At 72.8% G+C, this 24,812-nt stretch carries 22 protein-coding genes; 13 read left to right on the top strand and 9 right to left on the bottom strand.

Going from position 1 to position 24,812, the window contains the following annotated elements; genetic code table 11:
• Genes BM290_RS19825 through BM290_RS19815 form a run of 3 tightly spaced genes read left to right on the top strand, consistent with a single transcriptional unit; the run spans position 1 to position 1,933 of the window.
• Positions 1 to 1,296 carry a S8 family serine peptidase gene (locus tag BM290_RS19825; RefSeq protein ID WP_177319803.1) on the top strand — a complete coding sequence of 432 codons (1,296 nt, stop codon included), beginning with the start codon at positions 1 to 3 and terminating at the stop codon, positions 1,294 to 1,296.
• Positions 1,293 to 1,592, top strand: a complete 300-nt coding sequence (locus BM290_RS19820; protein ID WP_093616158.1) for a hypothetical protein — start codon at positions 1,293 to 1,295, stop codon at positions 1,590 to 1,592. Before BM290_RS19825 ends, BM290_RS19820 begins: the two co-directional genes overlap by 4 nt.
• The gene (locus BM290_RS19815) at positions 1,589 to 1,933 is read left to right on the top strand and encodes a YbaB/EbfC family nucleoid-associated protein (RefSeq protein WP_093616156.1); all 345 of its coding nucleotides are present in this window, start codon (positions 1,589 to 1,591) and stop codon (positions 1,931 to 1,933) included. Before BM290_RS19820 ends, BM290_RS19815 begins: the two co-directional genes overlap by 4 nt.
• Before the next feature lie 58 nt (positions 1,934 to 1,991).
• Here the strand turns inward: BM290_RS19815 and BM290_RS19810 are convergent, their stop codons facing one another.
• Genes BM290_RS19810 through eccCa form a run of 6 tightly spaced genes read right to left on the bottom strand, consistent with a single transcriptional unit; the run spans position 1,992 to position 9,922 of the window.
• Entirely contained in the window at positions 1,992 to 2,558 is a 567-nt protein-coding gene (locus tag BM290_RS19810; protein ID WP_143133845.1) for an SMI1/KNR4 family protein, read from the bottom strand.
• Positions 2,559 to 2,575: 17 nt separating this feature from the next.
• Positions 2,576 to 3,181: a suppressor of fused domain protein gene (locus BM290_RS19805; protein ID WP_093616152.1), complete on the bottom strand. Its 606-nt coding sequence runs from the start codon at positions 3,179 to 3,181 to the stop codon at positions 2,576 to 2,578.
• A 17-nt stretch (positions 3,182 to 3,198) separates the two neighbouring features.
• On the bottom strand, positions 3,199 to 4,284 hold the full coding sequence (locus BM290_RS19800; protein ID WP_093616150.1) for a hypothetical protein: 1,086 nt from the start codon (positions 4,282 to 4,284) through the stop codon (positions 3,199 to 3,201).
• Entirely contained in the window at positions 4,277 to 4,609 is a 333-nt protein-coding gene (locus tag BM290_RS19795) for a hypothetical protein (protein WP_093616148.1), read from the bottom strand. The genes BM290_RS19800 and BM290_RS19795 overlap by 8 nt, the downstream gene beginning before the upstream one ends.
• A gap of 16 nt (positions 4,610 to 4,625) precedes the next feature.
• Positions 4,626 to 5,981 carry a type VII secretion-associated serine protease mycosin gene (gene mycP, locus BM290_RS19790; protein ID WP_143133844.1) on the bottom strand — a complete coding sequence of 452 codons (1,356 nt, stop codon included), beginning with the start codon at positions 5,979 to 5,981 and terminating at the stop codon, positions 4,626 to 4,628.
• A complete protein-coding gene (gene eccCa, locus BM290_RS19785; protein WP_093616144.1) occupies positions 5,981 to 9,922 on the bottom strand; it encodes a type VII secretion protein EccCa in 3,942 nt (1,313 codons plus the stop codon). Before eccCa ends, mycP begins: the two co-directional genes overlap by 1 nt.
• A gap of 86 nt (positions 9,923 to 10,008) precedes the next feature.
• Between eccCa and eccD the strand changes: the two genes are divergently transcribed.
• On the top strand, positions 10,009 to 11,412 hold the full coding sequence (gene eccD, locus BM290_RS19780) for a type VII secretion integral membrane protein EccD (protein ID WP_093616142.1): 1,404 nt from the start codon (positions 10,009 to 10,011) through the stop codon (positions 11,410 to 11,412).
• Positions 11,413 to 11,747: 335 nt separating this feature from the next.
• Here eccD and BM290_RS19775 read toward each other — a convergent pair whose 3' ends face one another.
• Both BM290_RS19775 and BM290_RS48420 read right to left on the bottom strand, forming a co-directional pair.
• On the bottom strand, positions 11,748 to 12,401 hold the full coding sequence (locus BM290_RS19775; protein ID WP_093616140.1) for a hypothetical protein: 654 nt from the start codon (positions 12,399 to 12,401) through the stop codon (positions 11,748 to 11,750).
• Between the two features lie 337 nt (positions 12,402 to 12,738).
• Positions 12,739 to 13,836, bottom strand: a complete 1,098-nt coding sequence (locus tag BM290_RS48420) for a type VII secretion protein EccE (protein WP_177319802.1) — start codon at positions 13,834 to 13,836, stop codon at positions 12,739 to 12,741.
• A 171-nt stretch (positions 13,837 to 14,007) separates the two neighbouring features.
• Here BM290_RS48420 and eccB point away from each other — a divergent pair, with 171 nt between their 5' ends.
• From eccB to BM290_RS19730, 7 genes are all read left to right on the top strand, one after another.
• Positions 14,008 to 15,423: a type VII secretion protein EccB gene (gene eccB, locus BM290_RS48415; RefSeq protein WP_177319801.1), complete on the top strand. Its 1,416-nt coding sequence runs from the start codon at positions 14,008 to 14,010 to the stop codon at positions 15,421 to 15,423.
• Between the two features lie 119 nt (positions 15,424 to 15,542).
• Positions 15,543 to 15,887, top strand: a complete 345-nt coding sequence (locus tag BM290_RS19755) for a hypothetical protein (protein WP_093616134.1) — start codon at positions 15,543 to 15,545, stop codon at positions 15,885 to 15,887.
• Complete coding sequence (locus BM290_RS19750) at positions 15,880 to 16,851, top strand: WXG100 family type VII secretion target (RefSeq protein WP_093616132.1); 972 nt, start codon at positions 15,880 to 15,882, stop codon at positions 16,849 to 16,851. Before BM290_RS19755 ends, BM290_RS19750 begins: the two co-directional genes overlap by 8 nt.
• Positions 16,852 to 16,891: 40 nt before the next feature.
• A complete protein-coding gene (locus tag BM290_RS19745; protein ID WP_093616130.1) occupies positions 16,892 to 18,058 on the top strand; it encodes an LCP family protein in 1,167 nt (388 codons plus the stop codon).
• Positions 18,059 to 18,079: 21 nt separating this feature from the next.
• Positions 18,080 to 19,108, top strand: coding sequence for a Gfo/Idh/MocA family protein (locus tag BM290_RS19740; protein ID WP_093616128.1), 1,029 nt, complete (start codon positions 18,080 to 18,082; stop codon positions 19,106 to 19,108).
• Positions 19,105 to 19,758, top strand: a complete 654-nt coding sequence (locus BM290_RS50695) for an N-acetyltransferase (protein ID WP_093616126.1) — start codon at positions 19,105 to 19,107, stop codon at positions 19,756 to 19,758. Before BM290_RS19740 ends, BM290_RS50695 begins: the two co-directional genes overlap by 4 nt.
• Positions 19,755 to 20,882, top strand: coding sequence for a DegT/DnrJ/EryC1/StrS family aminotransferase (locus BM290_RS19730; RefSeq protein ID WP_093616124.1), 1,128 nt, complete (start codon positions 19,755 to 19,757; stop codon positions 20,880 to 20,882). Before BM290_RS50695 ends, BM290_RS19730 begins: the two co-directional genes overlap by 4 nt.
• A 32-nt stretch (positions 20,883 to 20,914) precedes the next feature.
• On the opposite strand, the gene BM290_RS19725 is transcribed toward BM290_RS19730, so the two are convergent.
• Positions 20,915 to 22,072: an endo-1,4-beta-xylanase gene (locus BM290_RS19725; RefSeq protein ID WP_177319800.1), complete on the bottom strand. Its 1,158-nt coding sequence runs from the start codon at positions 22,070 to 22,072 to the stop codon at positions 20,915 to 20,917.
• Between the two features lie 59 nt (positions 22,073 to 22,131).
• On the opposite strand from BM290_RS19725, the gene BM290_RS19720 reads away from it, so the two are divergent.
• Positions 22,132 to 23,796 (top strand): O-antigen ligase family protein, encoded by a 1,665-nt coding sequence (locus tag BM290_RS19720; RefSeq protein WP_203779411.1) that lies wholly within the window; start codon positions 22,132 to 22,134, stop codon positions 23,794 to 23,796.
• A complete protein-coding gene (locus tag BM290_RS47410) occupies positions 23,793 to 24,773 on the top strand; it encodes a glycosyltransferase (RefSeq protein ID WP_177319799.1) in 981 nt (326 codons plus the stop codon). The genes BM290_RS19720 and BM290_RS47410 overlap by 4 nt, the downstream gene beginning before the upstream one ends.
• Positions 24,774 to 24,812: the final 39 nt, after the last annotated feature.

Here is a 24,812-nt window from a genome sequence, read left to right as displayed (position 1 = left end):
GTGCGACCGCTGACGCGGACGCTGGTCGTCGTAGCTGCCGGGCTGGCCGTCGTGCTGCCCGGCAGCGCCGCGCGTGCGGAGACCGTCCGCCAGGCCCAGTGGTATCTGGACGAGCTGAAGATCGGCCAGGTCCACCAGATCACCAAGGGCAAGGGCGTGCTGGTCGGGCTGGTCGACTCCGGTGTGGACGCCGACCATCCCGACCTGAAGGGCCGGGTCAAGGTCGGGCCCCGGTTCGACTCGGCGGTCGCCGGGCCGGTCAAGCCCGACACCGACGGGCACGGCACCGGCATGGCCGGTGTCATCGTCGGCAAGGGCGGTGGCCAGAACAACGTGCTCGGCATCGCCCCAGAGGCAACGGTGCTCTCGGTGCAGGGCGCCGCCGACGGACAGGACAACGTCGCCAACCGGGCGGGGATCGAATGGGCCGTCGACAACGGCGCCCAGGTGCTCAACCTGTCCTTCGCGCAGAACGAGCCCTCCCCGGACCTGACCAAGGCCATCGAGTACGCCCTGTCCAAGGATGTCGTGGTGGTGGCCGGCGCGGGCAACCTGGAGCAGGGGCATTACGAGGTCGGCTATCCGGCCGCGATCCCGGGCGTGATCGCGGTCAGCGGCACGTCGCGCGGTGGCAAAGCGTGGGATCTGTCCGCGATCGGTGACAAGGTCGTCCTCAGCGCGCCGGCCGACGGCATCGTCAGCACCGCCTCCCGGGCGTCCGGCAACACCAGCGGGTTCCGCAAGGGCGTCGGCACCAGTGACTCGGCCGCCATCGTGTCCGGTGCGGCCGCGCTGATCCGCTCGAAGTACCCGGATCTCAAGGCGCCCGACGTGATCAACCGGTTGATCACCACGGCCGACGACGCCGGTCCGGCCGGTCGTGACGACAGGTTCGGATTCGGTCGTCTCGACATCCTGAAGGCTCTGACCGCGAAGGTGCCGTCGGTCGCCACCAACCCGCTCGGCGGCCCGGCCGCGGCCGGGAACGGGACCGCGTCGGCCGGCACCGACTGGGTGGCGGCGGATCGGGGCACCCGGGCGGGCCTGTCCGGCAAGGCGATCGCCGGGTTCGCGATCATCGGCCTGCTGCCGGTGCTCGGCATCGTCGCGATCATCTGGCTCGTGGTCGGCAACCGCCGGCGGAAGCGGGCCCAGCTCGCGCCGGCCTCGGGGTATCCGTACCCTCCGCAGCCCGGCTATCCGCCACCGCCCGGCTACCCACCGCACCCGCAGCAGTATCAGCAGCCGCAGCAGTATCAGCAGCCACCCTCGGCTCCGCCGGGCACCGGCCGGTGAGATCGCTGGACCGTCAGCTGGCCGGGAGCACGTCGGCGGCGGTGCGTGACGTGCACACCGCCCTCATGGACGCCTACGACGCCACCTACACCGGCCGGGATCCCGGCGGTCTGGCCACCGTCGAGACCGACGGTTCGGGCCTGGTCACCGGGGTGCGGCTGGTGCCGACGATCAGCCGTCACCCGGCGGCCGCCGTGGCCGGGGCGGTGCAGTCGGCGTACGCCGAGGCGGAGGCCCTGCGCCTGGCCGCGTTGCAGGACGTCGGCCGCCTGGCCCGATCGGCGGGTGCGACATGACGGTGCCCGCCGACTTCCACCGGCTCGCGGCCGACGCCGAGGCGGGCCTGCACGCGATGCAGCAGGCCGCCGAGAAGCTCGGATCCCGGACCGTGGAGTCCCGCTCGGCGGACGGCTCGGTGACGGCGGTGGCCAGCCTGCACGGCCGGATGACCGAGCTGAGCCTGCGGCACGACGCCCTGCGCACCTACGACAGCGAGTCCCTCGGCGAGGCGATCGCCGACACCATCCGGGCGGCCCAGCTCCAGGCCCGCTCCGCGTACGAGACCGAGGTGCGGCAGTCCACTCCCGCGGCGGTCGGCCGCTACCTCGATCTGCTGCGCGAGGCCTGCGAGAGTTAGGCCCGCGCGGACGGGCCCCACCCGATGCGGATCTCCCCGGTGGGCGAGGCCGCGAATGTCAGGCGCGCGCGAACGGGTTCCGCTGGATGTGGATCTCCCCGGTCACGTAACCGGCCCGGTCGAAGCCGAGTTCCGGCAGCCGGCCGGTGAAAAGCTGGAGCAGGGTCTCGACCAGCGTCAGGTCGACGGCCTGCCAGGTGTCGCCGTCGTCGTCACCGACCACCACACTCCAGGCATCCGGGTCGTCGTTGCTGGTGTCCCAGTAGATCTGGGTGTCGTCACTGTCGGCGCAGAGCATCAGCCGGTTCCGGCCGATCCCGAGCGGCAGCGGCGGAGCGGTGAGATGCGTCTCCAGATACTCCTCCTCGGCGTCCGGTCCCTCCCACTGCTCGGGCGCCCGGAGAAGGTTGAACCGGCCCTCCGCGGTTGTCGGGTGTCGCACCGCGAACAGCCGGTTGACGAAGCCGATGCCGTACTCGTCGATGTAGGCCTTGTAGTCGGCCGGCAGGCGCAGGCCGACGGACGACTCGACGGCGGCCCAGTCGACCGGTGGTTCGGTGTTCGGGTCGGCGGAGGTCACTGCTTGCCGCCATTGGACGAAGGCGGCCGTTCCATCACCGGGCATCGGTGTTCCCCTCGGAATCAGACCAGGCCGGGACGGGCCGGATCGGTGATCAGCAACGGACTGCGTTCCCGCAGAGCCGCCACCAGCGGCTCCGCCGTGCCCGCCTCCTGCGCGGCGAGCCCTTCCGGGCCGGTGAGGCCGACCACGGTCCAGAAGTGCACCACGCCGTTCGCGGTGTCGATACGAGGCAGCTCGGGATCGGCGACGATCGTCACCGAGGTCAGCGGCCCGGCCTGGGCGGAGCCGCCCAGGGCGCCGGCGCCGACGATCCAGTCACCGAGGGACAGGTCCATGCCGTCCACGAAGCTACGCGCGACCCCGTTGATGACCTGGATCATCCACTGGGGCGGCAGGACCGTGCGGGGGTCACGGGCCACCCGGGCGGTCAGCTCGAAGCCGGAGCCGGACACCTCGGGAACGCTGGTCTCCTTGTCGTCCAGCTCGCTGAGGCCGTAACTGACCAGGAGCCAGTGGTCCTCCAGCGGGAAGGCCAGGACACCGTCGATCGCGCCGCCCAGCACGGTGCTGAGCCCGAATCGGGCGTCGATCGGCGTGACCCCGGGATGCAGGGCGGCCCAGGCGGCCGTCAACGCGTCCAGGCCACGCCGGGTGGTGGGTTGCATCCGGTCTCCTCCTCCGATCACCAGTTCGGGATGACGGCTGTCTCGCGATAACCGCGGTCACCGAGGGCCGTGATGCGCACGCTGTGCGGGAGGCGTTCGTCTCCGAGGGCCTCCACCCTATAGCGCACGTTCTGCGCGGGGACTCCGGCCTGCCGGCCCTCGATCACCCGCCGGACCCGCATCTCGATCTCCCGCATCGGCGTCTCGTTGATGTGGGGGTCGCCCGGGTCGTAACGGTGGAACAGCGTGACGAAGTTCTCCGGGTCGCTGTGCGAGCCGCCCAGGGTGTCGGCTCGCAGATGTCCTCTGGCGTGCACCGTGGGGTCGTACCCGGCCGGGTTCACGCCGCCGGGGATCCGCCGCTCGCCGCGGGTGCCGGTTTCCGGCAGGTCGGTGGTGTCGAGGTAGGTCTCCATCGTCGTGCCGCGGGTCTCGACGATCGGCGGGTCGCCGGGGTTCCGCCCGGGGGTCGTCCACTCCAGCAACGGGCCGTACCGGTTCTCGTTGAGGGCGGTGTTCGGGTCGAACCCCTCGGCCGCCGCGTCGGGCACCCCCGGTGACAGGTTCTGCACGGTGGCGAGACCGGCCAGCACCGCCTGCAACGCCGACGCCGTGGCGCTGTCCAGGGCGGTGAGCGCGACGACCTGGGTCCGGATCGCGACGCTCAGGTCGGCGGCGACGGCCTGATAGGCGGCGAGCACCGCGGGGCCGGCCGGGCCGGCGGCGGTCGCCTCCGCGTAGTGGGGTGGACCGGGCAGCACCACTCCGCCGGGCATCACCACGAACCCGGCGGACATCATCGAGTTGACGAACTGCCGCAGCGCGTTGACCATCGCGGCCATCTCCTGGCCGCCCGACTGCACGACCCGGCCGGCGTTGGCCAGCGCCTGCTGCAGCCGGTCCATGGCATCGGCACGCTTCTTCGCGGCCTCCCGGTGGGCGTCGGCGGCCTCGCCCTTCCAGTCCGTGCCGGCCCGGGTGGTCGCCTGCACGAACGACGCCCGGAAACCCTCCACGGAGGCCCGCACACTGCTCAGCACGCCGCCGAACGGCTCGGTGAACATCTGCGGCTGGGAGAACAGCGCCACGTCGAACTCAGGCATAGGTGGCCCCCGCAGGCACACCCAGCCGGACCCGCTTCATCATCCAGGCGGCGCGCTTGTCGGTGCTCGTGTACGTCACGGCCGCGTTGCCGAGACCACCGGCGTGCGAGATGAGGGCCTCCGCCAGCACGGCCGCCGCCCGGGTGATCTCGGCGGCCACCTCGTTCGCGGCGGCCGACGTCAGATAGGACGGATTGGCCGCCGCCGCACTGGCTGCCGAACTCTGCACCTGGGCGCCGAGCCCGCCGAACCTTGCGGCCAGCGACTGGACCTGCCGCGCCGAGGTCGTCAGCACCCGTGGGGTCACCTCGAAGCCGTTGCTCATCGTGCCTCCCTGTCCGTCACCCTCGGGTGCGCCGGCCGCCCCGCTCGTCGAAGCCGGGCAGCGTGAAACCCCCCTGCTCGGGCTGCCGGCGCACGCTCGGCGACGTGATCCGGACCGGCTCGCCGAAGACCGGGGTGTAACTGTCGAAACGGGACGCCGCCGGGGCCGGCAGGTCCGGCAGCGCCGCGGGCCGGGTGCCCCGTCGCGCCCGGCGCCGGATCGGGCCGGCCACCAGCAGCAGCACCGCGATCAGCAGGCCGCCGCCGAAGACCCAGCCGCCGATCGCCCGTACCGTGTCCAGCCGGGCGTCGGGAGGCAGGGCCGCCGGGACCTGCCCGGCCGTCGTGTCGTCGCGTTTGTTCTCCGATTCCAGGATCGTAGCGACCGCCCGGTAGGGGTTGACCACCCCGAAACCGACCTGATCGTCCCGATCGCCGGCCGGGGCGTCGGCGGTGAGCTGCAGACGCCGCCGGATGTCCGAGGGCGACAGGCTCGGCGAGTGCTCCCGGATCAGGGCGGCCACCCCGGAGACGTACGCCGCCGCGAAGCTGGTCCCGCCCTCCTGGTCGATCGCGTACCCGCCGCCCTGCGGCGCCGGGCCCTCGATGGCGTAACCGGGAGCGGCGATGTCCACGTACTCGCCGGTGTTCGACGACGCGACGTGCTTGCCCTGCTGGTCGATGCCGGCGACGGCGATCACCTCGGGGTAGGCGGCCGGGTAGACCGGCTGGCCGGCGGACGGCGAGGCGCCCTCGTTGCCGGCCGCCGCGACCACCACCACGTTCTTGCTGACCGCGTACTTCACCGCGGACTCCAGCGCCGGGGTGGGCTCGGTCACCAGCGACATGTTCACCACGTCGGCGCCGTTGTTCACCGCCCACACCAGGGCGTCGGCGATCCGGCGGGGCAGCGTCGGGTCGGTGGACCGTTTGCTGTTCGGCAGGACCCGGACCGGCATGATGTACGCGTCCGGCGCGATGCCGTAGAACGGGACGTCCCTGGTGTCGTTGCCGGCGATGATGCCCGCGACCAGCGTGCCGTGCCCGTCGGCGTCGCAGTCCCCGGACCCGCCGGCCTGCACGAAGTCCTTGCCGGCCACCACCCGCCCGGACAGTTTCGGATGCCGCCGGGTGACCCCGGAGTCGATGACCGCGACCACCACGCCCCGGCCCCGGCTGGTCGGCCAGGCCGCCTCCGGGTCCAGGCGCTGCAACGGCCACGGCAGGGCGGTGAGCTGGTCGGTGAAGGTCGGCCCGCACCGGGGCGGCCCGGCCGGGGCCGCCTGCCCGGCCACCGGCGCCGCGGCCACCAGGGTGAAACCGGTCAGCAGCGCGCCGGCGGCGGCCGCCGCCCGTCGGACGGCGCCCGGCATCACGGCTCCGACCAGGCGGTCTGGATGAGCTGCACACCGTCCTGCCGGCGGATCAGGGTGCCCCGGCCGGGCGGCTGCGGGCTGGGCCGCAGGTTGCCCAGCAGCACGCCCTCCTCCCGGTTGCCGGACATCTGCAGACCCGGGGCGTCCAGCTCGCGCAGACGCTGCAGCACCGGCTCGTACAGGGCCCGGGCCGCGCCGCCGACACGCCGCGCCACGATCAGGTGCAGGCCGATGTCCCCGGCCTGGGGCAGCAGCTCGACCAGCGGCATGAGCGGGTTGTTGCCGGCCGTCGCCACCAGGTCGTAGTCGTCGATCAGCAGGTACAGCTCCGGACCCTTCCACCAGCTGCGGTCACGCAGCTGGGCCGGAGTGACGTCCGGGCCGGGCATCCGCTGAAGCACCGCGGACTTCAGGGCGCCCACCATCTCGCTGAGCACCTGCGCGTTCGGCGCGTAGCCGAGCACGTGGCCGCTGTCGAACGCGCCGAGCAGGCTGCGCCGGAAGTCGGCGACGACCAGCCGCGCCTCGCCCGGCCCGTGCCGCTCGATGATCGACCGGCCGATCAGGCGCAGCAGGTTCGACTTGCCGGACTGCGCGTCACCCAGCACGATCAGGTGCGGCTCGGTGTCGAAGTCCAGCGTGATCGGGGCCAGGTGCGCCTCGTTGACGCCGATCGGCACCCCGCGCGGGGCGGAACCGGCCAGCGCCGCCAGCTCAGCGGCCGGCAGCTGCCGAGGCAGCAGCCGCACCCGGGGCGCCGGCCGGTGCTTCCAGGCCGCCTTCACCGCGCTGACCATCTCCAGGGTGGCCTCCGCGCTGTCGTCCACCGTGTGCTTGCCGTCGATGCGCGACAACGCCGCCAGGAAGTGCAGTTTCTCCCTGGTCAGGCCACGGCCGGGGCTGCGCGGCACATTCGCCGCGGCGCGCCGGTCGATCTCCGACTCGGCCGGCTCGCCGAGCCGCAGCTCCAGCCGGGTGCCGAGGAAGTCGCGCAGGTTGGCCCGGATCTCGGCCCAGCGGGCAGCGGTGATCACCACGTGCACGCCGTAACCCAGACCGCCCGCCGCGATGTTGGTGATCTCCTGCTCCAGCTCCTCGTAGTCCTGCCGGATCAGCGACCAGCCGTCGACCACCAGGAACACGTCACCGAACGGGTCGCCGATCTCCCCGGTGGCCCGGCGGCGGCGGTACGTGGCGACCGAGTCGATGCCCAGCTCGGTGAACCGTGCCTCGCGCGTCTCGATGATCGCCTTGACCTCCGCGACGGTACGGCGGACGGCCTCGGCGTCGCGACGGCCGGCCACCCCGGACACGTGCGGCAGATCGGCCAGCGCCCGCAGGCCGCCACCACTCAGGTCCAGGCAGAAGAACTGCACCTGGGCCGGGGTGTGGGTGAGCGACAGCCCGCCGATCAGCGACCGCAGCAGGGTGCTCTTGCCGGACTGCACGGCGCCGACCACGATCACGTTGCCGCCGGAGCCCTCCAGGTCGACGATCATCGGGTCGCGGCGCTGCTCGAACGGCCGGTCCACGATGCCGACCGCCGCCCGCAGCCGCCCCAGGCCCGGCCACTGGTCCGGGTGCAGGCCGAGCCGCTCGTCGGCGACCAGAGTGGGCAGCAGGTCGTCCAGGCTCGGCGGGTCGCCCAGCGGCTCCAGCCACACCTGGTGCGCCTCCATGCCCTGTCCGTGCAGCTTCTCGGCGATCACGTCGAGCATGGTGGTCTGCTTGCCGGCCTGGTCCTCGGACTCGGTGGCCGGCCGGAGGGGCTCGGCCGGGAGCTCCGGCACGGGCACGTGGCCCAGCCCGTACGGCGCGATCTGCCGTTGCACCAGAGCCTGACTGCGTGGGGACTGGCCGGCGGCACGGTACGGCCCGGAGACGTAGGCGCCCCGGAACCGCAGCATCGTCGTGGTGTCGACCTTGAGGTAACCGTGCCCGGGGGCCTGCGGCAGCTCGTAGGCGTCCGGCACACCCAGCACGATGCGGCTCTCCACCGCGGAGAACGTGCGCAGACCGATCCGGTACGACAGGAACGTCTCCAGGCCGCGCAGCTTGCCCTCCTCGAGTCGCTGCGAGGACAACAGCAGGTGTACGCCGATCGACCGGCCGATCCGGCCGATCTGGATGAACAGGTCGATGAAGTTCGGCTTGGCCGACAGCAGCTCGCTGAACTCGTCACAGATCACCAGCAGGCTGGGCATCGGGTCGAGCGGCTCGCCACCGCGCCGGGCCTGCTCGTACTCGTGCCGGTTGACGTAGTTGCCGGCCGAGCGCAGCAGCTCCTGCCGGCGGACCATCTCACCGGTCAGCGCGTCCTGCATACGGTCGACCAGCGGCAGCTCGTCGGAGAGGTTGGTGATCACCGCGCTGGTGTGCGGCAGCCGGTCCAGCGAGGCGAACGTGGCGCCGCCCTTGAAGTCGACCAGGACGAAGTTGAGCTCCTCGGAGGAGTGGGTGGCGGCCAGCGCGGCCACGATCGTACGCAGCAGCTCCGACTTGCCGGAACCGGTCGCGCCGATGACCAGGCCGTGCGGGCCCATGCCCTCCAGCGCGGCCTCCTTGACGTCCAGCTCCACCACCGAGCCGTCCGGGCCCAGGCCGAGCGGGATGCGCAGCTGGTCGCGGATCGGCCGGGACTGCCAGGTGACCCGGGTGTCGATGGCCGCCGCGTCCGGCACGCCGAGCAGCTCGGGCAGCTCGGCACTGCGCGACAGCGGCTCGTCCTCGCTCTTCTGCTGGGACAGCCGGAACGGCGCCAGCAGCCGGGCCAGCCCCTCGGCCTGCTCCCGGCTCAGCGCGTCGGGGGTTCCCAGCGGCGTCGACGTCTTGCCCCGGCTGACCGCGAGCGTCCCGCCGGCCACCTCCAGGCTCAGCAGCCAGCGGCCGGCGTCCCGGGGGACCGCCCCGGACACGTCGATGACCGTGCTGCCCAGCGGCCCGGACCCGAAGAACTGGGAGGTGCCGGGAAGCTCGCCGCCGTCCAGGATCACCACCACGTGCGGCTCGGTGAGCAGCGGTTTCGCCTCGGGGCTGTGCCGCGGGCGGCCGGTCAGCGCGTCACCGAGCAACCGCTCCAGCTCCAGCACGCTGCGGAACGCCAGCCGCATCGCGCCGGCGCCGTCGGTCCGGCGGCCGTACTGACTGTGCGGCAGCCACTTCACCCAGTCCCACTCGTCCTGCCGGTCCGGGGCGGTGACCACCGCGATCAGCAGATCGTCCGGCGCGTGGAAGGTGACGAGCTGGCCGATCATCGCCCGGACCAGGTCGAGTTTCGCCGACCGCTCGCCGCGCAGGCTGATCCGGCTGAACGCCCGCATCGACAGGGCGCGCGGCAGATCGGGCTGAGTGGTGTGCGCCTTGACGAACCGGCGCAGCGCGATCGCGCTCATCGGCTCCAGGTCCTCCACCGGCTTGGTCTCCGGCGTGATGATCTGCACAGCCAGTTTCTGCGCGCCGACCGAGACCCGGATCTCACCGAAGTCGTCCTCGGTGTTGCGCCGCTCCCACAACCGGCGGGACCCGGCGATCGACCACAGGGCCCGCGGCTCCGGGTGCCGCCAGCCGAGCGCGGCACGCTGCTGGGCGGCCGCCCGCCGGGCCCGCCGGCGCACCTGCGACAGGTAGCGCATGTAGTCGCGCCGCTCGGCGTCGACCTCGGCCTTCTTGTCGTTGCCGCCGAGCTGGCCGAAGAACATGCCCAGCATCGACACACCGAACAGGCCACCGGCCACGTACGTCATGGTGCCGGCGCCGCGACCGGCGTACAGAAACGCCATCGCGCCGACGCCGCAGACCATCGGCAGGATCATCATCAGCTGACCCAGCCCGCGGGGCAGCTGCTCGGGAAGCTCCGGCGGCGATTCCAGGACGAGCTCGCCCCGGGGCAGCTGCGGTCCCGGGCGACGGGGTGGCCGACGGAAGACGACAGTGCTCAAATCGATAGCCTTCCCCCGGTAAATGGCGTCTGTCGAGACATCGTAGGTTTTACTCGAGTGCGGGCAAGACCGCGGGGGAGGACAGATTGACAGCGACCACAGCGAATACGGCTGGTCCGGACGTCAGCCGGGTGACGGTGGTGGGGCCGTCGGCCCGTGCCGACCTATCGATCCCGGTCGACGTGCCCCTGGCGAATCTGCTACCCACCCTGCTGCGTTACGTGGGCGAGCGGCTGGCCGACGAGGGCGTGGCGAAGGGCGGCTGGGTGCTCACCCGGCTCGGCGGCGCCGTGCTCGACGAGAGCCGTACCGCCACTGAGCTGGCCATCCGTGACGGCGAGATGCTCTATTTCGCGCCGCCCGGCAACCCGGTCGGCGACATGGTCTTCGACGACGTGGTGGACGCCGTCGCCACCGCCACCCGCAACCGGCCCGGCAACTGGGCGGCCGCCGACACCCGGCGGTTCGGCCTGATCGCGGCCGTCGCGGCGCTGGTCGCCGGCGCTCTGGTGTTGCTCACCTCACGTCCGCTGACGGTGGCCGGCGCGGTCGGGCTCGGCATCGCCGCCGTCCTGGTCGGCGCCGCCGCCACCCTCACCCGCGCGTTCCGCGAACGCGTCGCCGGCACCGCCCTCGGCCTGGTCGCGCTGGTGTATGCGGCGATCGGCGGCACCCTGGTCCTCGGCGGCGACCGTGGGCTCGACGAGCTGACCGCCCCCGACCTGCTCATCGGCGCGGGCGCGCTGGTGCTGTTCACCGCGCTTGCCTCGGTGGCCACCGGCCAGCACACCGGGGTGTTCGTCGGCGCGCTCGGGGCCGGCGTGGCCCTCGGCGCCGGCGCCGGGATCTCCTTCGGGTTCGGCGCCCCGCCCGCCGCCGGCGCCGCCGTGGTCGCCGCGATCACGCTGGCGGTGATCCCGGCGCTGCCGCTGTTCTCGTACCGGCTGGCCCGGATGCCGATCCCGTCGGTGCCCAGCGGCCCCGAGGACCTGCGCGCCGACGTGGACACCGTCGACGGCCTGCGCCTGCTGGCCCAGAGCGACCGGGCCAACGAGATCCTGACCGGCCTGATCACCACGGTCGCGGTCCTGCTGCTCGGCGCGGAGGTGGTCCTCGGCCTCACCGCGGGCCTGCCCGCCACCCTGCTGTGCGGGCTGCTCGCCGTGCTGGTGATGCTGCGGGCCCGGCCGCACGAGGGGCGGGCCCAGCGCTGGCCCCTGCTGGTCGCCGGGGTGCTCGGGCTGGCGCTGTTCGTCTACGCGGCGTTCGCCACCGGCAACTCCGCGGTACGCCTGTTCGTGCTGCCGGTGGGCCTGCTCGCGGCGGCCGTGGGGGCGCTGGCCACCGGCCGCACCCTGTCCCGGCGCAAGGTGTCCCCGGTCTGGGGCCGTCTCCTGGACATCGGCGAGATCATCCTGATCATCCTGGTGGTGCCCGCCGTGGTCTGGGTCTGCGGACTCCTCACCTGGATCCGGGCGATCAAGGGCTGACGAGCCCGGAGCCGGGCGTTCAAGGACGAGCCCCGGCCCCCGGGATCGGTCGAGAGTGAGCCCTGCCTTGGGTGGTCGAGGTGAGTCCACGCCCGGGTGGTTGAGGGTGAGCCCCTGCCTTGGGTGGTCGAGGTGAGTCCACGCCCGGGGTGGTTGAGGGTGAGCCTCTGCCCGGGGTGGTTGAGGGTGAGCCTCTGCCCGGGGTGGTCAAGTGTGAGCCTGAGCCCGGGCGGTCAACCACGAGCGCAGGGGCGGGCGGTCAACCACGAGCGCAGGGTCGGGCGGTCGACGTCCGAGGACGGCGGCGAGCCCGGGACAGGGCTCGCCGCCGTAGCTCAATCCCGGGTGGGCGGGCCGAAGAGGCCCTTCTCCATCGAGGTGACGCTGAGCAGCAGGTAATGGTCGGACCGGCCGCCGAACGCCGCGACCATCTCGCCGGAGATCGACTGGAGATGGCCGGTGTGGTCCGGGTGCAGCCGCAACGCGGTGGCCGCCAGCCCGGCCTCCAGCGGTGTCAGGGTGCTCGCCACGACCAGGTCGGCGTCCAGCACGAGGCGTACCTGGCCCACGCTGAGTTGCGGGATCACCGACAGGGTGGTCTGCCACGGGCCGGGCGGACGTTCCTCGCCGACACCGACATACCAGATCGGGTGCGTCGGAGTGCCCGCCAGACCGGCCAGCCCGGCGGAATCCAGGACCACGGTGCGGTCCCGGCCGCCGGTCGCGGCCTCGGCGAAACCGGTCCAGGTCGGCTGCAGCGCGGGGTGGATCACCAGCCGCGCGCCGAGGGCCATCGCCCGGAACGTCACCAGCCGGGCCAGCCAGAACCCGCTGAGCACGCTGACCAGCATCGGCCGCGGGCCGAATGCGCGCACCACATACGGCTGGGCGCCGCGATCGCGCCCCAGCATCAACCCGGCGTCCAGCGGGGGCAGCGTGATCCCGGCCAGCGCCTCGGCGCCGGCCCGGTATGCACCCGGCGTGCTCATGACGTCACCTCCGCTGTGTTCCGCCGCCGCGGCAGGTGCGCCGACGGGCGCTGGGACAGGCATGCCGACGGGCGCCGGGATGGGCGCTGCGGCAGGCATGTCGACGGGCGCTGCGACAGGCATCCCGACGGACGCCGGGATGGGCGCTGCGACAGGCATGCCGACGGACGCCGGGATGGGTGCTGCGACAGGCATCCAGGCGGACGCGGCGATGGACGCTGCGACAGGCATCCAGACGGGCGCGGCGATGGACGCTGCGACGGGTGCCCCGGCAGGCGCCGCGAGGGGTGCCGTGACGGGCGGTCGTCCGTACCGATGGATCGGCTTGTGAGCTGGCTCATCGCAGCACCGCCGCGGTCGGAGCGGTCGCCCAGACCGCCGGGCCGTGCCGGCCGTCGAGCCGCTGCAGGCGGCCTCCGGCCCGGTCGGCCAGGGCGAACGCCTGGGTCACCGTCTCGGGGAGCGCGTCCGGCCGGGCGGCCACCCGGACCACGCACCGCGTCTCCACCCCCGAACCGGCCGGCCGCATCGTGATCGTGACGTTGACCAGGTCCGCCGGCAGCCCGGTCAGGGCGGCGAAGAGTTCGTCGGGGCGGTGCGCCGGCCAGCGGGTCAGGACCAGGCCGGCGTGTGCGAGGCCGGCCGCCTGCCAGCCGGTCCACACCTCGGCGCCGGGGGCGGGCTCGCCCGCGTCGGCGGTCGCCGGGCAGGAGCCGGCGAGGGCCGCGACCAGCGCGTCCGGGTCGAGGACCCGCACTGTCAGGCCGGTGCCGCCGAGCACCTTCGCGGTGCGGTTGACCAGCGCGGTGACGGCTTTGTCGACGCCGGTCAGGCCGCCGCCACGGGTGAGCGCCGCAGCGGCCGCGGATTTCGGCTCGAGCCGGACCGCGACCAGCACCTGCTGGTCGGCGGCGACCCGGTCGTGGGCGGTGAGCTCGAGGTAGGAGGTCCGGGCGGGCGCGGCCGGGTCGAGCAGGGTGCTCGGCGCAGGAACGGTCTGGCTGGTCACCGCCAGCGCGGACACGGGGATCGACGAGTCCTCGAAGAGCCGGGTCAGCCGGTCCAGCGGGAGCCGGTCGTCGCCGGTCACGCTCAGCGCGGCGAACCAGCCGCCGGGGTCCTGCCCGACGCCGATGGTGGCGCCCCGGTCGGCGACGGCGCGGACGGTCAGGCCGGGCGCGAGACCGGCCAGGGCGGTGAGCGGCCGGTGCCGGACCGTGTCCGGGCGCACCGCGCGGGCCGCCCGGTTGCGGCGGCGCAGCCGGGCCCGGACGACCTGCCTCTCATACCACCATCCGGCGGCCGTCGGCGTCCATGTCACCACCAGCAGGACGACGGCCACCAAACCGGCCGTGACCAGGGCGATCACGTTGCCGTCGGCGCCGATGCCGGCCAGGATCGCCACGGCGGCCAGCTCGATCGCGATGATGTGCACGATGCTCAGTGGACCGAGCCGTCCACGCCTGCGGACCGGTCTCAACGCCGGTCCTGCCGAGATGACCTCGCTTGTCACACCCCGTGTCCTTCCGTACGGCCGACTCAGCACACTATCGACCGGCCACTATCGTATTGGTGCCACGGTTGCGAACGCAGGGGGAGATCACACGTGCAGACTCGGCGCGAACAGGTCCGCGCGCACCGGTTCGTCACGCGGCGGCTCGTGTCGGCGCTGTTGTCCGGTGAGCCGGAGACCACCGAGCTGCCGATGCGGCGGCTGGGCCTGGCCATGATCGCCAGCGTGCTCGTGGCCGCGATCCTGTTCGCCGGGTTCGGGGCGTATGGTCTGCTCAGTCCCGGTGGCGCGAAACCGGACTCGGGCACCGTGGTGATCGAGCGGGAGACCGGCGCCCGGTATGTGTTCGTCAACGACGTGCTCTATCCGGTGCTCAACTTCGCCTCGGCCCGGTTGATCCTGGGCGCCGAGGCGCCGACCCGCACGATGGCGCAGAATTCGTTGCAGGGCCTGGCCCGGGGCCCGCAGGTGGGCATCGCCGGCGCCCCGGACGGGGTGCCGTCGCCCAAGGCGCTGGTCGGCCTGCCGTGGACGGTGTGCAGCGCCGCGGAGTCGAGCGCGGTGGCGACCCCGGTGACCCGGCTGCTGATCGGGCAGGAGCCGCCGACCGGCCGGGCGCTCGGTGACGACGCGGTGCTGGTGGCCGCCGGCAGCGGCGCCACGGACCGGTATCTGATCTGGCAGAACCGCCGGTACCGGATCAAGGACGGGGAGACGCTCGCCGCGCTGCGCCTGTCCGGCCAGCCGGTGCTGCCGATCGGCCGGGCGCTGCTGAACGCGGTCACCTCCGGCCCGGACCTGGTGCCGCTGGTGCTGCCGAACATGGGTCAGGTCAGCACCCGCCAGGTCAGGGGCGCGCAGGCCAAGGTGGGCCGGGTCTATCACGTCGGCGCCCAGCACTACGTCCTGACCAGCGCCGGGCTGGCCGCGATCGGCGACGTGTCGGCGCTGCTGCTGCTGGCCAAGGGCGGCACCGACGACGAGCTGACCGCCGAGCAGGCCGGTTCGCTGCTGCTCGACTCGCGGCTGGACCCGCCCGGGTTCCCGGCGCAGATGCCGGAGATGCGGGCCGTCGACCCGGTGGGCTCCGCCCTGTGCGCGGGGTACGGCGCGGCCAGCAAGGACGGGCAGGACGTCGCGCTCGCGGTGGCCGACGCCGGGGCGCTGCGCGCGATGACGGGCGGGCGGACCGCTGCCGACCAGGTGTCGCGCGGCGTGCAGGTGGCCGATCAGGTGCTGGTCCAGGGCGGGCACGCGGCGCTGGTCCGGGCGATCCCGGCGGCCGACGCGACGGTCACCGAGGGGCTGCCCGCCTATCTGGTCACCGACGAGGGCCGGCGGTATGCGATGCCCGCCGGGACGGCGGCGCAGGAGTCGCTCGGTTACGGGTCGGTGTCGCCGGTCCCGGTGCCGGCCGCTCTGGTCGCCCTGATCCCGCCGGGACCGCCGCTGGACCCGGCCACGGCCCGGAATTTCAGTGCGCAGAGCGGCGCCGTTTCCGGATCGTGACCCGCTGATCAGGACGAACCCGCCAAGATCATCTGAAATCGGGATCGAATCCAATGGATCGTATGGCCTATGGTGGTGGTCGCAAAAAACCGGCGCGATGACGGACGGGGACCGCGTCCATGCTCCACAACGGCACAGCAGTAGACATCCGATCGCTGGAGGATTTCCACGACACCCTGACCGCCAGGCTGGCGGAGGTGGACGCCGCTCTGCGGATGGCCACCACCCTGGCCGACCGGCGGCCCGCGCTCGGCACGTTCGCCGACGCGGTCCGGGTCGAGGGGACCTACGCGACGCTGAACAGTGGGTACCGCCTGCATCTCGAACAGTTGCGGGAGGCGATCCTGACCACCCGGCAGGCGACCGGTGACATCATCGCCAACTATCGCGGCGCCGAGGAGAGCATCCAGCTCAGCGCCGACGTCGTCGCGGACCGTCTGGACGGAGGCGTCCTCGATGCCTGAGGAGATCGTCGGCGGGTACGCCGCGCAGACGCACGACGAGCTGTACCGCGCCGTGATGGCCGGCGACCCGGATCAGGTCGACGAGGTGGCCACGGTGTGGCGCTCGCTGCAGGGCACCGTCGAGCAGATCGGCGCGGCCCTGGCCACCGACCTGGGCGCGCTCCAGCAGATGTGGCAGGGCGAGGCGGGCGCCGAGTTCCAGCGCCGGGCCGGCCTGATCGCCGGTTACTGCGCCGACCTGGGCCGCGACTTCGACGCCCTGCACCAGGGCCTGACCCTGATGGCCGGGGCGCTGCGCGAGGCGCGCGCCGAGGCCGAGGAGCCGGCCACCCTCACCACCGACCCGGTCGCTCTGGTCGCCGACACCGCCACCATCGGCGCCGCGTTCGGCGCGCAGCCGGAGCGGCAGGAGGCGGCGAAGTCACGGGAGCGGATGGTTCGCCTGGTCACCGATCTGGCGCTGACCTACACCCTGACCGGCGCCGACCGCTGGCCCGGCGAGGTCCCGCAGTCCCCGCCCGACCTGCCCGGCGCCGCGCCGGCGGTGGCCTCCGGCGCCGCCGCGGGTGGGCCGTCCGCCACGGGCGCGCCGTCCACCGCCACACCCGGCGGCACCTCCCTGGCGAGCGGCGGCGGCCTCGCGGCCTCCTCCGTGCCGTCGTCCGGCCTGTTCGACGGCCCGTCCGCCGGCACGCGGGCGGCGGGCGGCTGGTCCGGTGGCGCCGCGGGCGCCGACACCGCGGCCGTGCTCGGCGGCGCGCCGTCGGCCGGCCGGGCCACGAGCCGCCGCGACGACGGGCACCGGGCCGCGGCCGGCGTGTCCGGCATGCGGTCCGGCTCCGCCGGTGACCCGGACGACCACGACAACTGGCTGGTCGAGGACGACCTGGCCTGGGGCGGCGGGGACGACACCGCCCCCGCGGTGCTGGGCGGCGTCGCCGACCGGCCCGACGACTTCGCCTGACCCGGCCGTGCGCCAGCAGATCTGACCGAAACGGAAACGCATGTCAACGAGCAGCCCGGACGGCGAGGAGACCGCCGTCACCACGACGGCGGAACCGGAGGCCGGCGAACAGCCGGCCGCGGAGCCCGCCCCGAAGAAGAAACGCCCGCTCTGGGCCCGGCTGCTGATCTGGACCGGCGTGGTCGTCGTGGTGCTGTCGATCGGCGCGGTGGTCGGCGCCCGCCTGCTGGTCTCCCGCTACACCGGCGCGGTCGCCCAGGAGCCGATGCTGGGCGACGCGGCCGTGCCGGAGCCGGCGAAGGGCGTGTCGCCGCTGGCCGGTCCGCTGAACATCCTGCTGGTCGGGGTGGACGACCGGGCCGACGACGAGAACGGGGTGGGCACCCGCGCCGACTCGATCATCGTGGTGCACATCAACGCCGCGCACGACAAGGCGTACATGCTGTCGGTGCCCCGGGACACGCTGGTCCAGATACCGGCGTACCCGAAGACCGGGTTCACCGGCAGCCACGAGAAGATCAACGCGGCGTTCCAGCACGGCAGCGGCGGCGGTGGCGGCCGGGCCGGCGGTTTCGAGCTGCTCGCGAAGACGGTCAGCCAGGTCACCGGGATGAAGTTCAACGCCGGGATGATCGCGAACTTCGTCGGGTTCGAGGGCGCGGTCAACGCGCTCGGCGGCGTCGACATGTGCATCGACCAGAAGGTCACCTCGATCCACATGAACACCGAGGGCAAGGTCCGCGCCCTGGAGGGCGGCGACGCGAAGGTGTACGAGCCCGGCTGCCGGCACCTGGAGCCGTGGGAGGCGCTCGACTACGTGCGCCAGCGGCACACCAAGGGCGGCGACTACGACCGGCAGCGTCACCAGCAGCAGTTCGTCAAGGCGGTGATGAAGGAGGCCCTGGACACCGGTGTCTCCAGCCCGCTCACCCTGGACCGGGTGCTCACCGCCACCGGCAAGGCGCTGACCGCCGACTGGGGCAAGGCGTCGATGACCGACTGGCTGCTCACCGCCCGCGGCATCGGGTCCGACGGCGTCACCATGCTGCGCACCAACGGCGGCGACTACGCCTCGGTGAAGTGCCCGAACGGCGCCTCCTGCGAGAACCTCACCGCCGAGAGCAGGAAGATGTTCGACGCCGCGCGCGAGGACAAGCTGGACGCCTTCATCGCCGCACACCCGACCTGGGCCGCGGCCGGCAAGTAAGCACCACCGACGGGGAGACCGATGGGATCGATAGCACAAATAGGGTACGGCCACTGGGGCACCAACCTGGCCCGTAACCTGAACACGCTGGCCGGCACGGACTGGCGTTACCTGGTGGAGAGCTCACCCGAGCAGGCCGCCAAGGCCCGCGCGCTGTATCCGCACCTGCGGACCACCGACGACGTGGAGCAGGTGCTCGCCGACGACGACGTGACAGCTGTCGTCATCGTCACCCCGGCGGCCACGCACGCCGACCTGGCCACCCGCGCGTTGCGGGCCGGCAAGCACGTGATGGTGGAGAAGCCGCTCGCGCTGTCGACCGCCGACGCGGTGGCGCTCGCCGAGCTGGCCGACAGTCTCGGTCTGGTGCTGATGGTCGGGCACACCTTCGAGTTCGTGCCCGCCGTCCGGACGATGCGGGAGTACGTGACCGGCAACGAGCTGGGTGACGTGCTCTACCTGCACTCGCAGCGGCTCAACCTGGGCCGGATCCAGACCGACATCAACGCGTTCTGGTCGATCGGCCCGCACGACGTCTCCATCGCGAACTACCTGCTCGGCACCGGCCCGGAGTGGGTGTCCGCCCGCGGCGCGCGCTACCTGCACCACGAGACCGAGGACGTCATGTTCGTCACCCTCGGTTACCCCGGCGGCATCCTCGCGCACGCCCACGTGAGCTGGCTCGACCCGTCGAAGACCCGGCGTACCACGGTGGTCGGCAGCAAGCGGATGCTGGTCTACGACGACATGGACTCCGAGGCCCGCCTGAAGATCTTCGACAAGGGCGCGGACCGGCTCGACCCCGACGCGTACGGCGCCTACCAGTACAAACTCCGCGACGGCGCGATGCTGGTGCCGTCCCTGCCGATGGTCGAGCCCTTGGCCGCGGAGATCAAACACTTCCTGGATTGTGTACGGACGGGAAGCCGCCCCCGGACCGACGGGTGGAACGGCGCCCGTGTCGTGGCGGCGCTGGAGGCCGCCGACCGGTCGCTGCGCAACGACGGCGCGCCGGCTCCGGTCACCGACCTGGGCGGGCCGGCCGCATGATCAGCCCGCTCGCTGTCGTGGCCCCGGGCACGGTGCTCGGCGCCGGCGCCACGGTGGAGGAGTTCTGCCTGATCGGCCGGGCGGAGGAGAGCGAGCCGACCCGGATCGGCGACGGCGCCCGCCTGCGCAGCCACACCGTCGTCTATCACGGCAACCGGATCGGCGCGCGTTTCCAGACCGGCCACCACGTGCTGGTCCGCGAGCACAACACGATCGGCGAGAACGTGTCGATCGGCTCGCTCAGCGTCGTCGAGCACCACGTGACGATCGAGGACGGGGTGCGGATCCACTCGCAGTGCTTCATCCCGGAGTACACGGTGCTCCGGGAGAACGCGTGGATCGGCCCGCGGGTGACCGTCACCAACGCCCCGTTCCCGAAGTGCCCCGATGTGTCGAGCTGCATGCGCGGCGTGACCGTGGAGGCCGGCGCCCGGGTCGGCGCGAACGTCACGATCCTGCCCGGTGTGACGATCGGCGCCGGAGCGCTCATCGGCGCCGGCGCCGTGGTCACCCGGGACGTCCCGGCCCGCACCGTGGTGGTCGGCCCGGCCGCCCGGGTCGTCAAGAACGTCGACGAGCTGCTGTGCCCGGTCGGCGCCGCCCACCAGCCCTACCCGGGTCCGCCCGGAACCGAGGAGGACCCCGCGTGACCGAGATTCCCCTGGTCGACGTCAAGGCCGGATACCTGCGCCAGAAGGACGCCATCGACGCGGCGATCCGCGACGTCGTCGACAACGTCCGGTTCATCAACGGCCCCGAGGTCGCACGGTTCGAGCAGGACTTCGCCGCGTTCTGCGGCACCCGCCGGGCGATCGGCTGCGGCTCCGGCACGGCCGCCCTGCACCTGGCTCTGGCCGCGCTCGGCATCGGTCCCGGCGACCAGGTCGCGGTGCCCGCGCACACCTTCATCGCCAGCGCCGAGCCGATCTCCTGGCTCGGCGCCACCCCCCGGTTCGTCGACGTCGACAGTGAGTCCGGCTGCCTCGACCCGGCCGCCCTGGCCGCCGTGATCGGCGAGGTCAAGGCGGTCATCGCGGTCCACCTCTACGGGCGGCCCGCCGACATGCCGGCGATCATGGCGATCGCCGACGCGGCCGGGGTGCCGGTCATCGAGGACGCCGCACAGGCCCACGGCGCGGAGATGACGACCCCCGACGGACGGACGGTGCGCGCCGGGGCGTACGGCCGGGTCGGTTGCTTCTCGTTCTTCCCGGGCAAGAATCTCGGCGCGTTCGGTGACGCGGGCGCTGTCACCACCGACGACGAGGCGCTGGCCGACCGGATCGCGATGCTCCGCGACCACGGGCGGACGAGCAAATACGAACACCTCGTCTCCGGGTACGCTCACCGGCTGGACACCATCCAGGCCGCGGTCCTCGGGGTGAAGCTGCGGGTGCTGGCGGACAACAACCGGCTGCGGCAGGAGCTCGCCCGGGCGTACGACCAGGAATTGACCGGTGTCGGCGACCTGGCGCTGCCCGCCCGCGGTGACGGTCGCACCGGCGTCTTCCACCTCTATGTGGTGCGCACCGCGCGCCGCGACGACCTGCTGCGGCACCTGCACGCCGCGGGCATCCGCGCCGGGGTCCACTACCCGGTGCCGCTGCACCGGCAGCCCGCCTACGCCGCCCTCGGCCTCGACCCGGCGGACTTCCCGGCGGCCGACGCGTGGGCGCGGGAGTGCCTGTCGCTGCCGATCTACCCGGAGCTCGACCCGGCCCTGGTCGCCGTGGTCGCGAAGTCGGTCCGGGAGTTCTTCGACAGTGCTGATTGACGACAGTGCCACGTGAGGCGTCACCCGGGAGGTCAGGGGGCCCTGGACAGGGCCCCCGCCACCGCGGCGTACGCCGGCTTCGGAACCAGCTCGGCGTCGAACAGGCACGCCATCCCCGCGCCGGACTGGAGGTTGGGGATCCACGAATAACGATCGGTGAAACCCCACACCGTGAAGGACACACACTCCGGTACGGCCAGACAGTCCTGCAGCGTGCGCCGGTACACCTCGGCCTGCTTTTTGAGTTTCGCCGCCGTCGGTGGCAAGATCAGCCGCACATCGACCTCGGTGATCGCCACATCGAGGCCCAGCGCCGCGAACCGCCGGAGGTTTTCCACCCGATGCTCGGGCACCGGCGTGAGATCCACGTGACTCTGGAAACCCACCCCGTCGATCGGCACGCCCTTCTTGACCAGACCGCGGACCAGCTCGTAGAACGCGTCGCTCTTGGCGCCGTCGCCGTCCACCCCGAACTCGTTGAGGAACAACTTGGCGTGCGGATCGGCGGCCCGCGCGGCGCGGAACGCGTCGGCGATCCAGTCCGGCCCCATCGCCTTGGACCAGGCCGTCCTGCGCAGCCGGCCGTCGGCCTCCAAGGGCTCGTTGACCACGTCCCAGCCCCAGATCCGGCCCCGGTAACGGCCCGCCTCCTCGGCGATGTGCCGATGCACCGCCTCCCGGATCTGCGCGTCACTGAGCGAACCGTCGGCGAGCCAGGCGGGTGTCGACGCATACCAGAGAAGGGCATGGCCGTAGACGGTCTGGCCGTTCGCGCGGGCCACCTCGACGACCCGGTCGGCGTCGCTCCAGTCGTGCTGACCGGCCTGCGGCTCGATCCGGGGCCACTTCATCGCGTCCTCCGGCGTCACCATGCTGAACTCGCGGGCCAGCACCGACGCGTACTTCGGGTCCTGCGCCAGGGCCTGCGCGCTCGCGGCCGAGCCGATGAACAGGTCACGCTCGGCGGCCAGCGCCCGCAACGAGCCGGGCTCCGGCACCGGGCAGTAGGGTCCCGGCACCGGACCGGACGGCTCACAGCTGGGCGCGGGACTCGGCTGCGGCCGGGGATCGGGCGCGGCGGCCGTGCCGGCCAGCAGCAGCACGACACTCGCGAGCGGCAACAGGACCGCCAGCACGGTCCAGCCCTTGGCCCAGGCGGACGCCCGTGCTCGATGGAGTGGCTCGAGCACCCGTCGCCCCCTAGTCTCACCGGTCACCGTTCACTATCCCACGTTCGAGGAAGACACTGATGTCCGCAGACACCCTGCCCGCCCGGCCCGCCACATCGGGCGGGCTCTCGCGGCTACTGACCCTGGCCCTGGTCGCTCTGGTCGGTGCGGTGCTCGTCAACGCGCTGTTCGAGGGGTGGGTCCAGGCCCTGCTCGGCTCGACCAGCCGCGGCAACTTCGGACGGGTCGTCCTGCACGAGGTGGCCTGGCCGAAGGCGGTCAAGAACGGGTTGTTCCTCGCCCTGGCCGCGGGCGCGGTGCTCAAGGTGGCCGTGGACCGGCGGTGGCGCGACTTCACCACCCGGGCCGACGTCGCCCTGGCGGTGCTCGGGGTGGTGCTGGTCACCGCCGGCCTGGTCAACGGGTCGTCGCTGTCGCTGATCGCCGAGGCGGGGTACGTCTACCTGCGCGGCGCGATCGTCTTCTACGCGCTGCGGGCGGCGGCCCCGGCCTGGTCCACGATCCGGCCGGTGATGCTGGTGATGGGCGGCCTGGTCGTCCTGAACACGGTCGTCGCGCTGGCGCAGATGATCGGTGGGCCGGCCGTCTACGAGGCGTTCGGCTGGGTGGACATGACGTGGGCGAACACCGCCCGCTCGCAGGGCATGCTGAACCATCCCAACCACCTCGGGCACGTCCTCGCCCTGTCGATCATCGGACTGCTGCTGTGGGCCCGTGCCCGGGAACGGATGGGCCGCCGGGCGTGGATCGCTGTCGGGCTGCTCGCCCTGGCGCTGTCGGCCAGCCAGTCCCGGGAGTCGATCATCGCGTTGTGCGTCACCGTGGGTCTGCTGTGGCTGCTCCGCGGTATCGCGTTCCGGCGGATGGCGATCGTGGCCGTGCTGATCGTCGCGTTCACCGGGGCGCAGATCGTCTTGCGCCCGGACAACCAGGCCGAGTGGCAGAAGCGGCTGAACGGGGTGGCGGCGGCGCTGCGCTTCCCGACCGGGGACGAGGGGCACCGGACCGAGTCCCCGGCGCCGGCCGTCGCCCCGTCCGCGGCGCCCTCCGTCAGCCCCTCGCCGGCCCGGTCCGTCACCCCCTCGCGCAAGCCCACCGGCAAGCCGTCGGGGAAGCCCTCGGGCAAGCCGTCGAACAAGCCGTCGGGGAAGCCGTCCGTCACCGGGTCGCCGAAGCCCTCCGCGGTGTCACCCGGCCCGTCGCCCGCGCCGTCCACCACCTACGTGCCGCCGCGCGAGATCCGCGTCCTCTACTTCCTGCAGAGCGTGCGGCTGATCGAGGCGAAACCGGTGCTCGGCTACGGGATCGGCCAGTTCGGTGGCATCGTCGCCGAGAAGAACAACCCGGACTGGCACCTCAACCCGGCGTTCGGGCCCGAGGGCTTCGACCGGCACGGGTTCGCGGCCAAGCAGGTCGACTCGTTCTGGCTGCACCTGATCGTCGAGGCCGGGGTGCTCGGCATCCTCTCCTACCTGGCCTGGATGGTCCTGATCGGTCAGCCGCTGCTGCGCCGTACCGAACGGTTCCGGGGCGACCGCAAGCCCGGCGGGCCGTACGTCTACTGGGGTCTTGCCGCTCTGATCTTCGGCTTCCAGGTGGCGTTCCTGTCCGCGTCGCTGGAGGACCCGATCCTGCCCGCCCTGATGTTCGCGATCGTGGCGCTGGGCTGGCTGTTCCCCGACCGTGGCGCCAACTCGACCGACCCGGAGGCGACCCTCCCGTGAAGATCCTCGTCGTCACCAACCTCTGGCCCGAGAACGGCGGCTACCGCGGCATCTTCGTCCGTGAACAGGTCGACGCGCTGCGTGCCCTCGGCCTGACCGTCGACGTCGAGGTGGTCGCCCAGTCCCGGGGCCGGGCCGACTACCTGCTCGCCGCGGGCCGCGTCCGGCGGCGGGTCCGCGACGGCGGCTACGACGTGGTGCACATCCACTACGGGCTGGCCGCCCTCGCCGCCCGCCTCGCCGGAACCGTCCCGCAGGTGCTGACCCTGCACGGCAGCGACGTGCAGGTGCCGTGGCAGGCCCGGTTCACCCGGCTCGGCGCGGGCCGGGTCGCCCAGCGCATCTACGTGTCCCAGCGGCTCGCCGACGCCGCAGGCGAACCCGACGGCCTGGTCATCCCGGGCGCCGTCGACTTCGGCCTGTTCACACCGATCGACCGGGCCGCCGCCCGGGAACGGCTCGGGCTGGACCCGGACCGGCCGGTCGCGCTGTTCGGCGCGAACCCGGCCCAGGTCGCCAAACGCTACGACGTCTTCCAACGGGTCCTGGACCGTCTCCGGGAGCGGGGCCTGCCGGTCGCCGAACTGGTGCTCGCCGAGCCCGGCCAGGCCCGGGCCGACGTGCCGCTGAAGTTCGCCGCCGCCGACGTGCTGCTGTTCACCTCGCGGCAGGGGCACGAGGGCTCGCCGACAGTGGTGAAGGAGGCGACCGTGATGGGCCTGCCGGTGGTCACCACGGACGTCGGCGACGTGGCGGACATCCTCGGCCCGATCCGGCCGTCAGCGGTGGTGCCGTTCCCGCCCGGCTGGGGGACCGAGGAATCCGTCGAACACCTCGTCGAGGCCCTCACCGAGCCGGCCGCCCGGATCCTGCGCGACCCGGTCCGCTCCGACGGCCGCGACCACAACGCGTGGCTCGCGGCCGACCGCATCGCCGAACGGATCGCCGACGTCTACCGCCGGGTCGCCGCCTCCTGACCCGGGCCGGTCGTCAGTGCTGTTCCGGCGCCGTCGCAA

This window comes from Actinoplanes philippinensis, assembly GCF_900113015.1.
GTDB lineage: Bacteria > Actinomycetota > Actinomycetes > Mycobacteriales > Micromonosporaceae > Actinoplanes > Actinoplanes philippinensis.
The sequence above is the reverse complement of the archived record's forward strand: the minus strand, read 5'-3'. Positions and strand labels throughout refer to the sequence as shown.

What these genes read in the sequence shown, in the direction of transcription:
- BM290_RS19800 (WP_093616150.1), bottom strand. Translation starts at nt 4,284, where the DNA reads ATGCCTGAGTTCGACGTGGCGCTGTTCTCCCAGCCGCAGATGTTCACC.
- BM290_RS19815 (WP_093616156.1), top strand. Translation starts at nt 1,589, where the DNA reads ATGACGGTGCCCGCCGACTTCCACCGGCTCGCGGCCGACGCCGAGGCG.
- BM290_RS19810 (WP_143133845.1), bottom strand. Translation starts at nt 2,558, where the DNA reads ATGCCCGGTGATGGAACGGCCGCCTTCGTCCAATGGCGGCAAGCAGTG.
- BM290_RS19795 (WP_093616148.1), bottom strand. Translation starts at nt 4,609, where the DNA reads ATGAGCAACGGCTTCGAGGTGACCCCACGGGTGCTGACGACCTCGGCG.
- BM290_RS19720 (WP_203779411.1), top strand. Translation starts at nt 22,132, where the DNA reads ATGTCCGCAGACACCCTGCCCGCCCGGCCCGCCACATCGGGCGGGCTC.
- BM290_RS19755 (WP_093616134.1), top strand. Translation starts at nt 15,543, where the DNA reads ATGCTCCACAACGGCACAGCAGTAGACATCCGATCGCTGGAGGATTTC.
- BM290_RS19805 (WP_093616152.1), bottom strand. Translation starts at nt 3,181, where the DNA reads ATGCAACCCACCACCCGGCGTGGCCTGGACGCGTTGACGGCCGCCTGG.
- mycP (WP_143133844.1), bottom strand. Translation starts at nt 5,981, where the DNA reads ATGCCGGGCGCCGTCCGACGGGCGGCGGCCGCCGCCGGCGCGCTGCTG.
- BM290_RS19740 (WP_093616128.1), top strand. Translation starts at nt 18,080, where the DNA reads ATGGGATCGATAGCACAAATAGGGTACGGCCACTGGGGCACCAACCTG.
- BM290_RS19750 (WP_093616132.1), top strand. Translation starts at nt 15,880, where the DNA reads ATGCCTGAGGAGATCGTCGGCGGGTACGCCGCGCAGACGCACGACGAG.
- BM290_RS50695 (WP_093616126.1), top strand. Translation starts at nt 19,105, where the DNA reads ATGATCAGCCCGCTCGCTGTCGTGGCCCCGGGCACGGTGCTCGGCGCC.
- BM290_RS19745 (WP_093616130.1), top strand. Translation starts at nt 16,892, where the DNA reads ATGTCAACGAGCAGCCCGGACGGCGAGGAGACCGCCGTCACCACGACG.
- BM290_RS19775 (WP_093616140.1), bottom strand. Translation starts at nt 12,401, where the DNA reads ATGAGCACGCCGGGTGCATACCGGGCCGGCGCCGAGGCGCTGGCCGGG.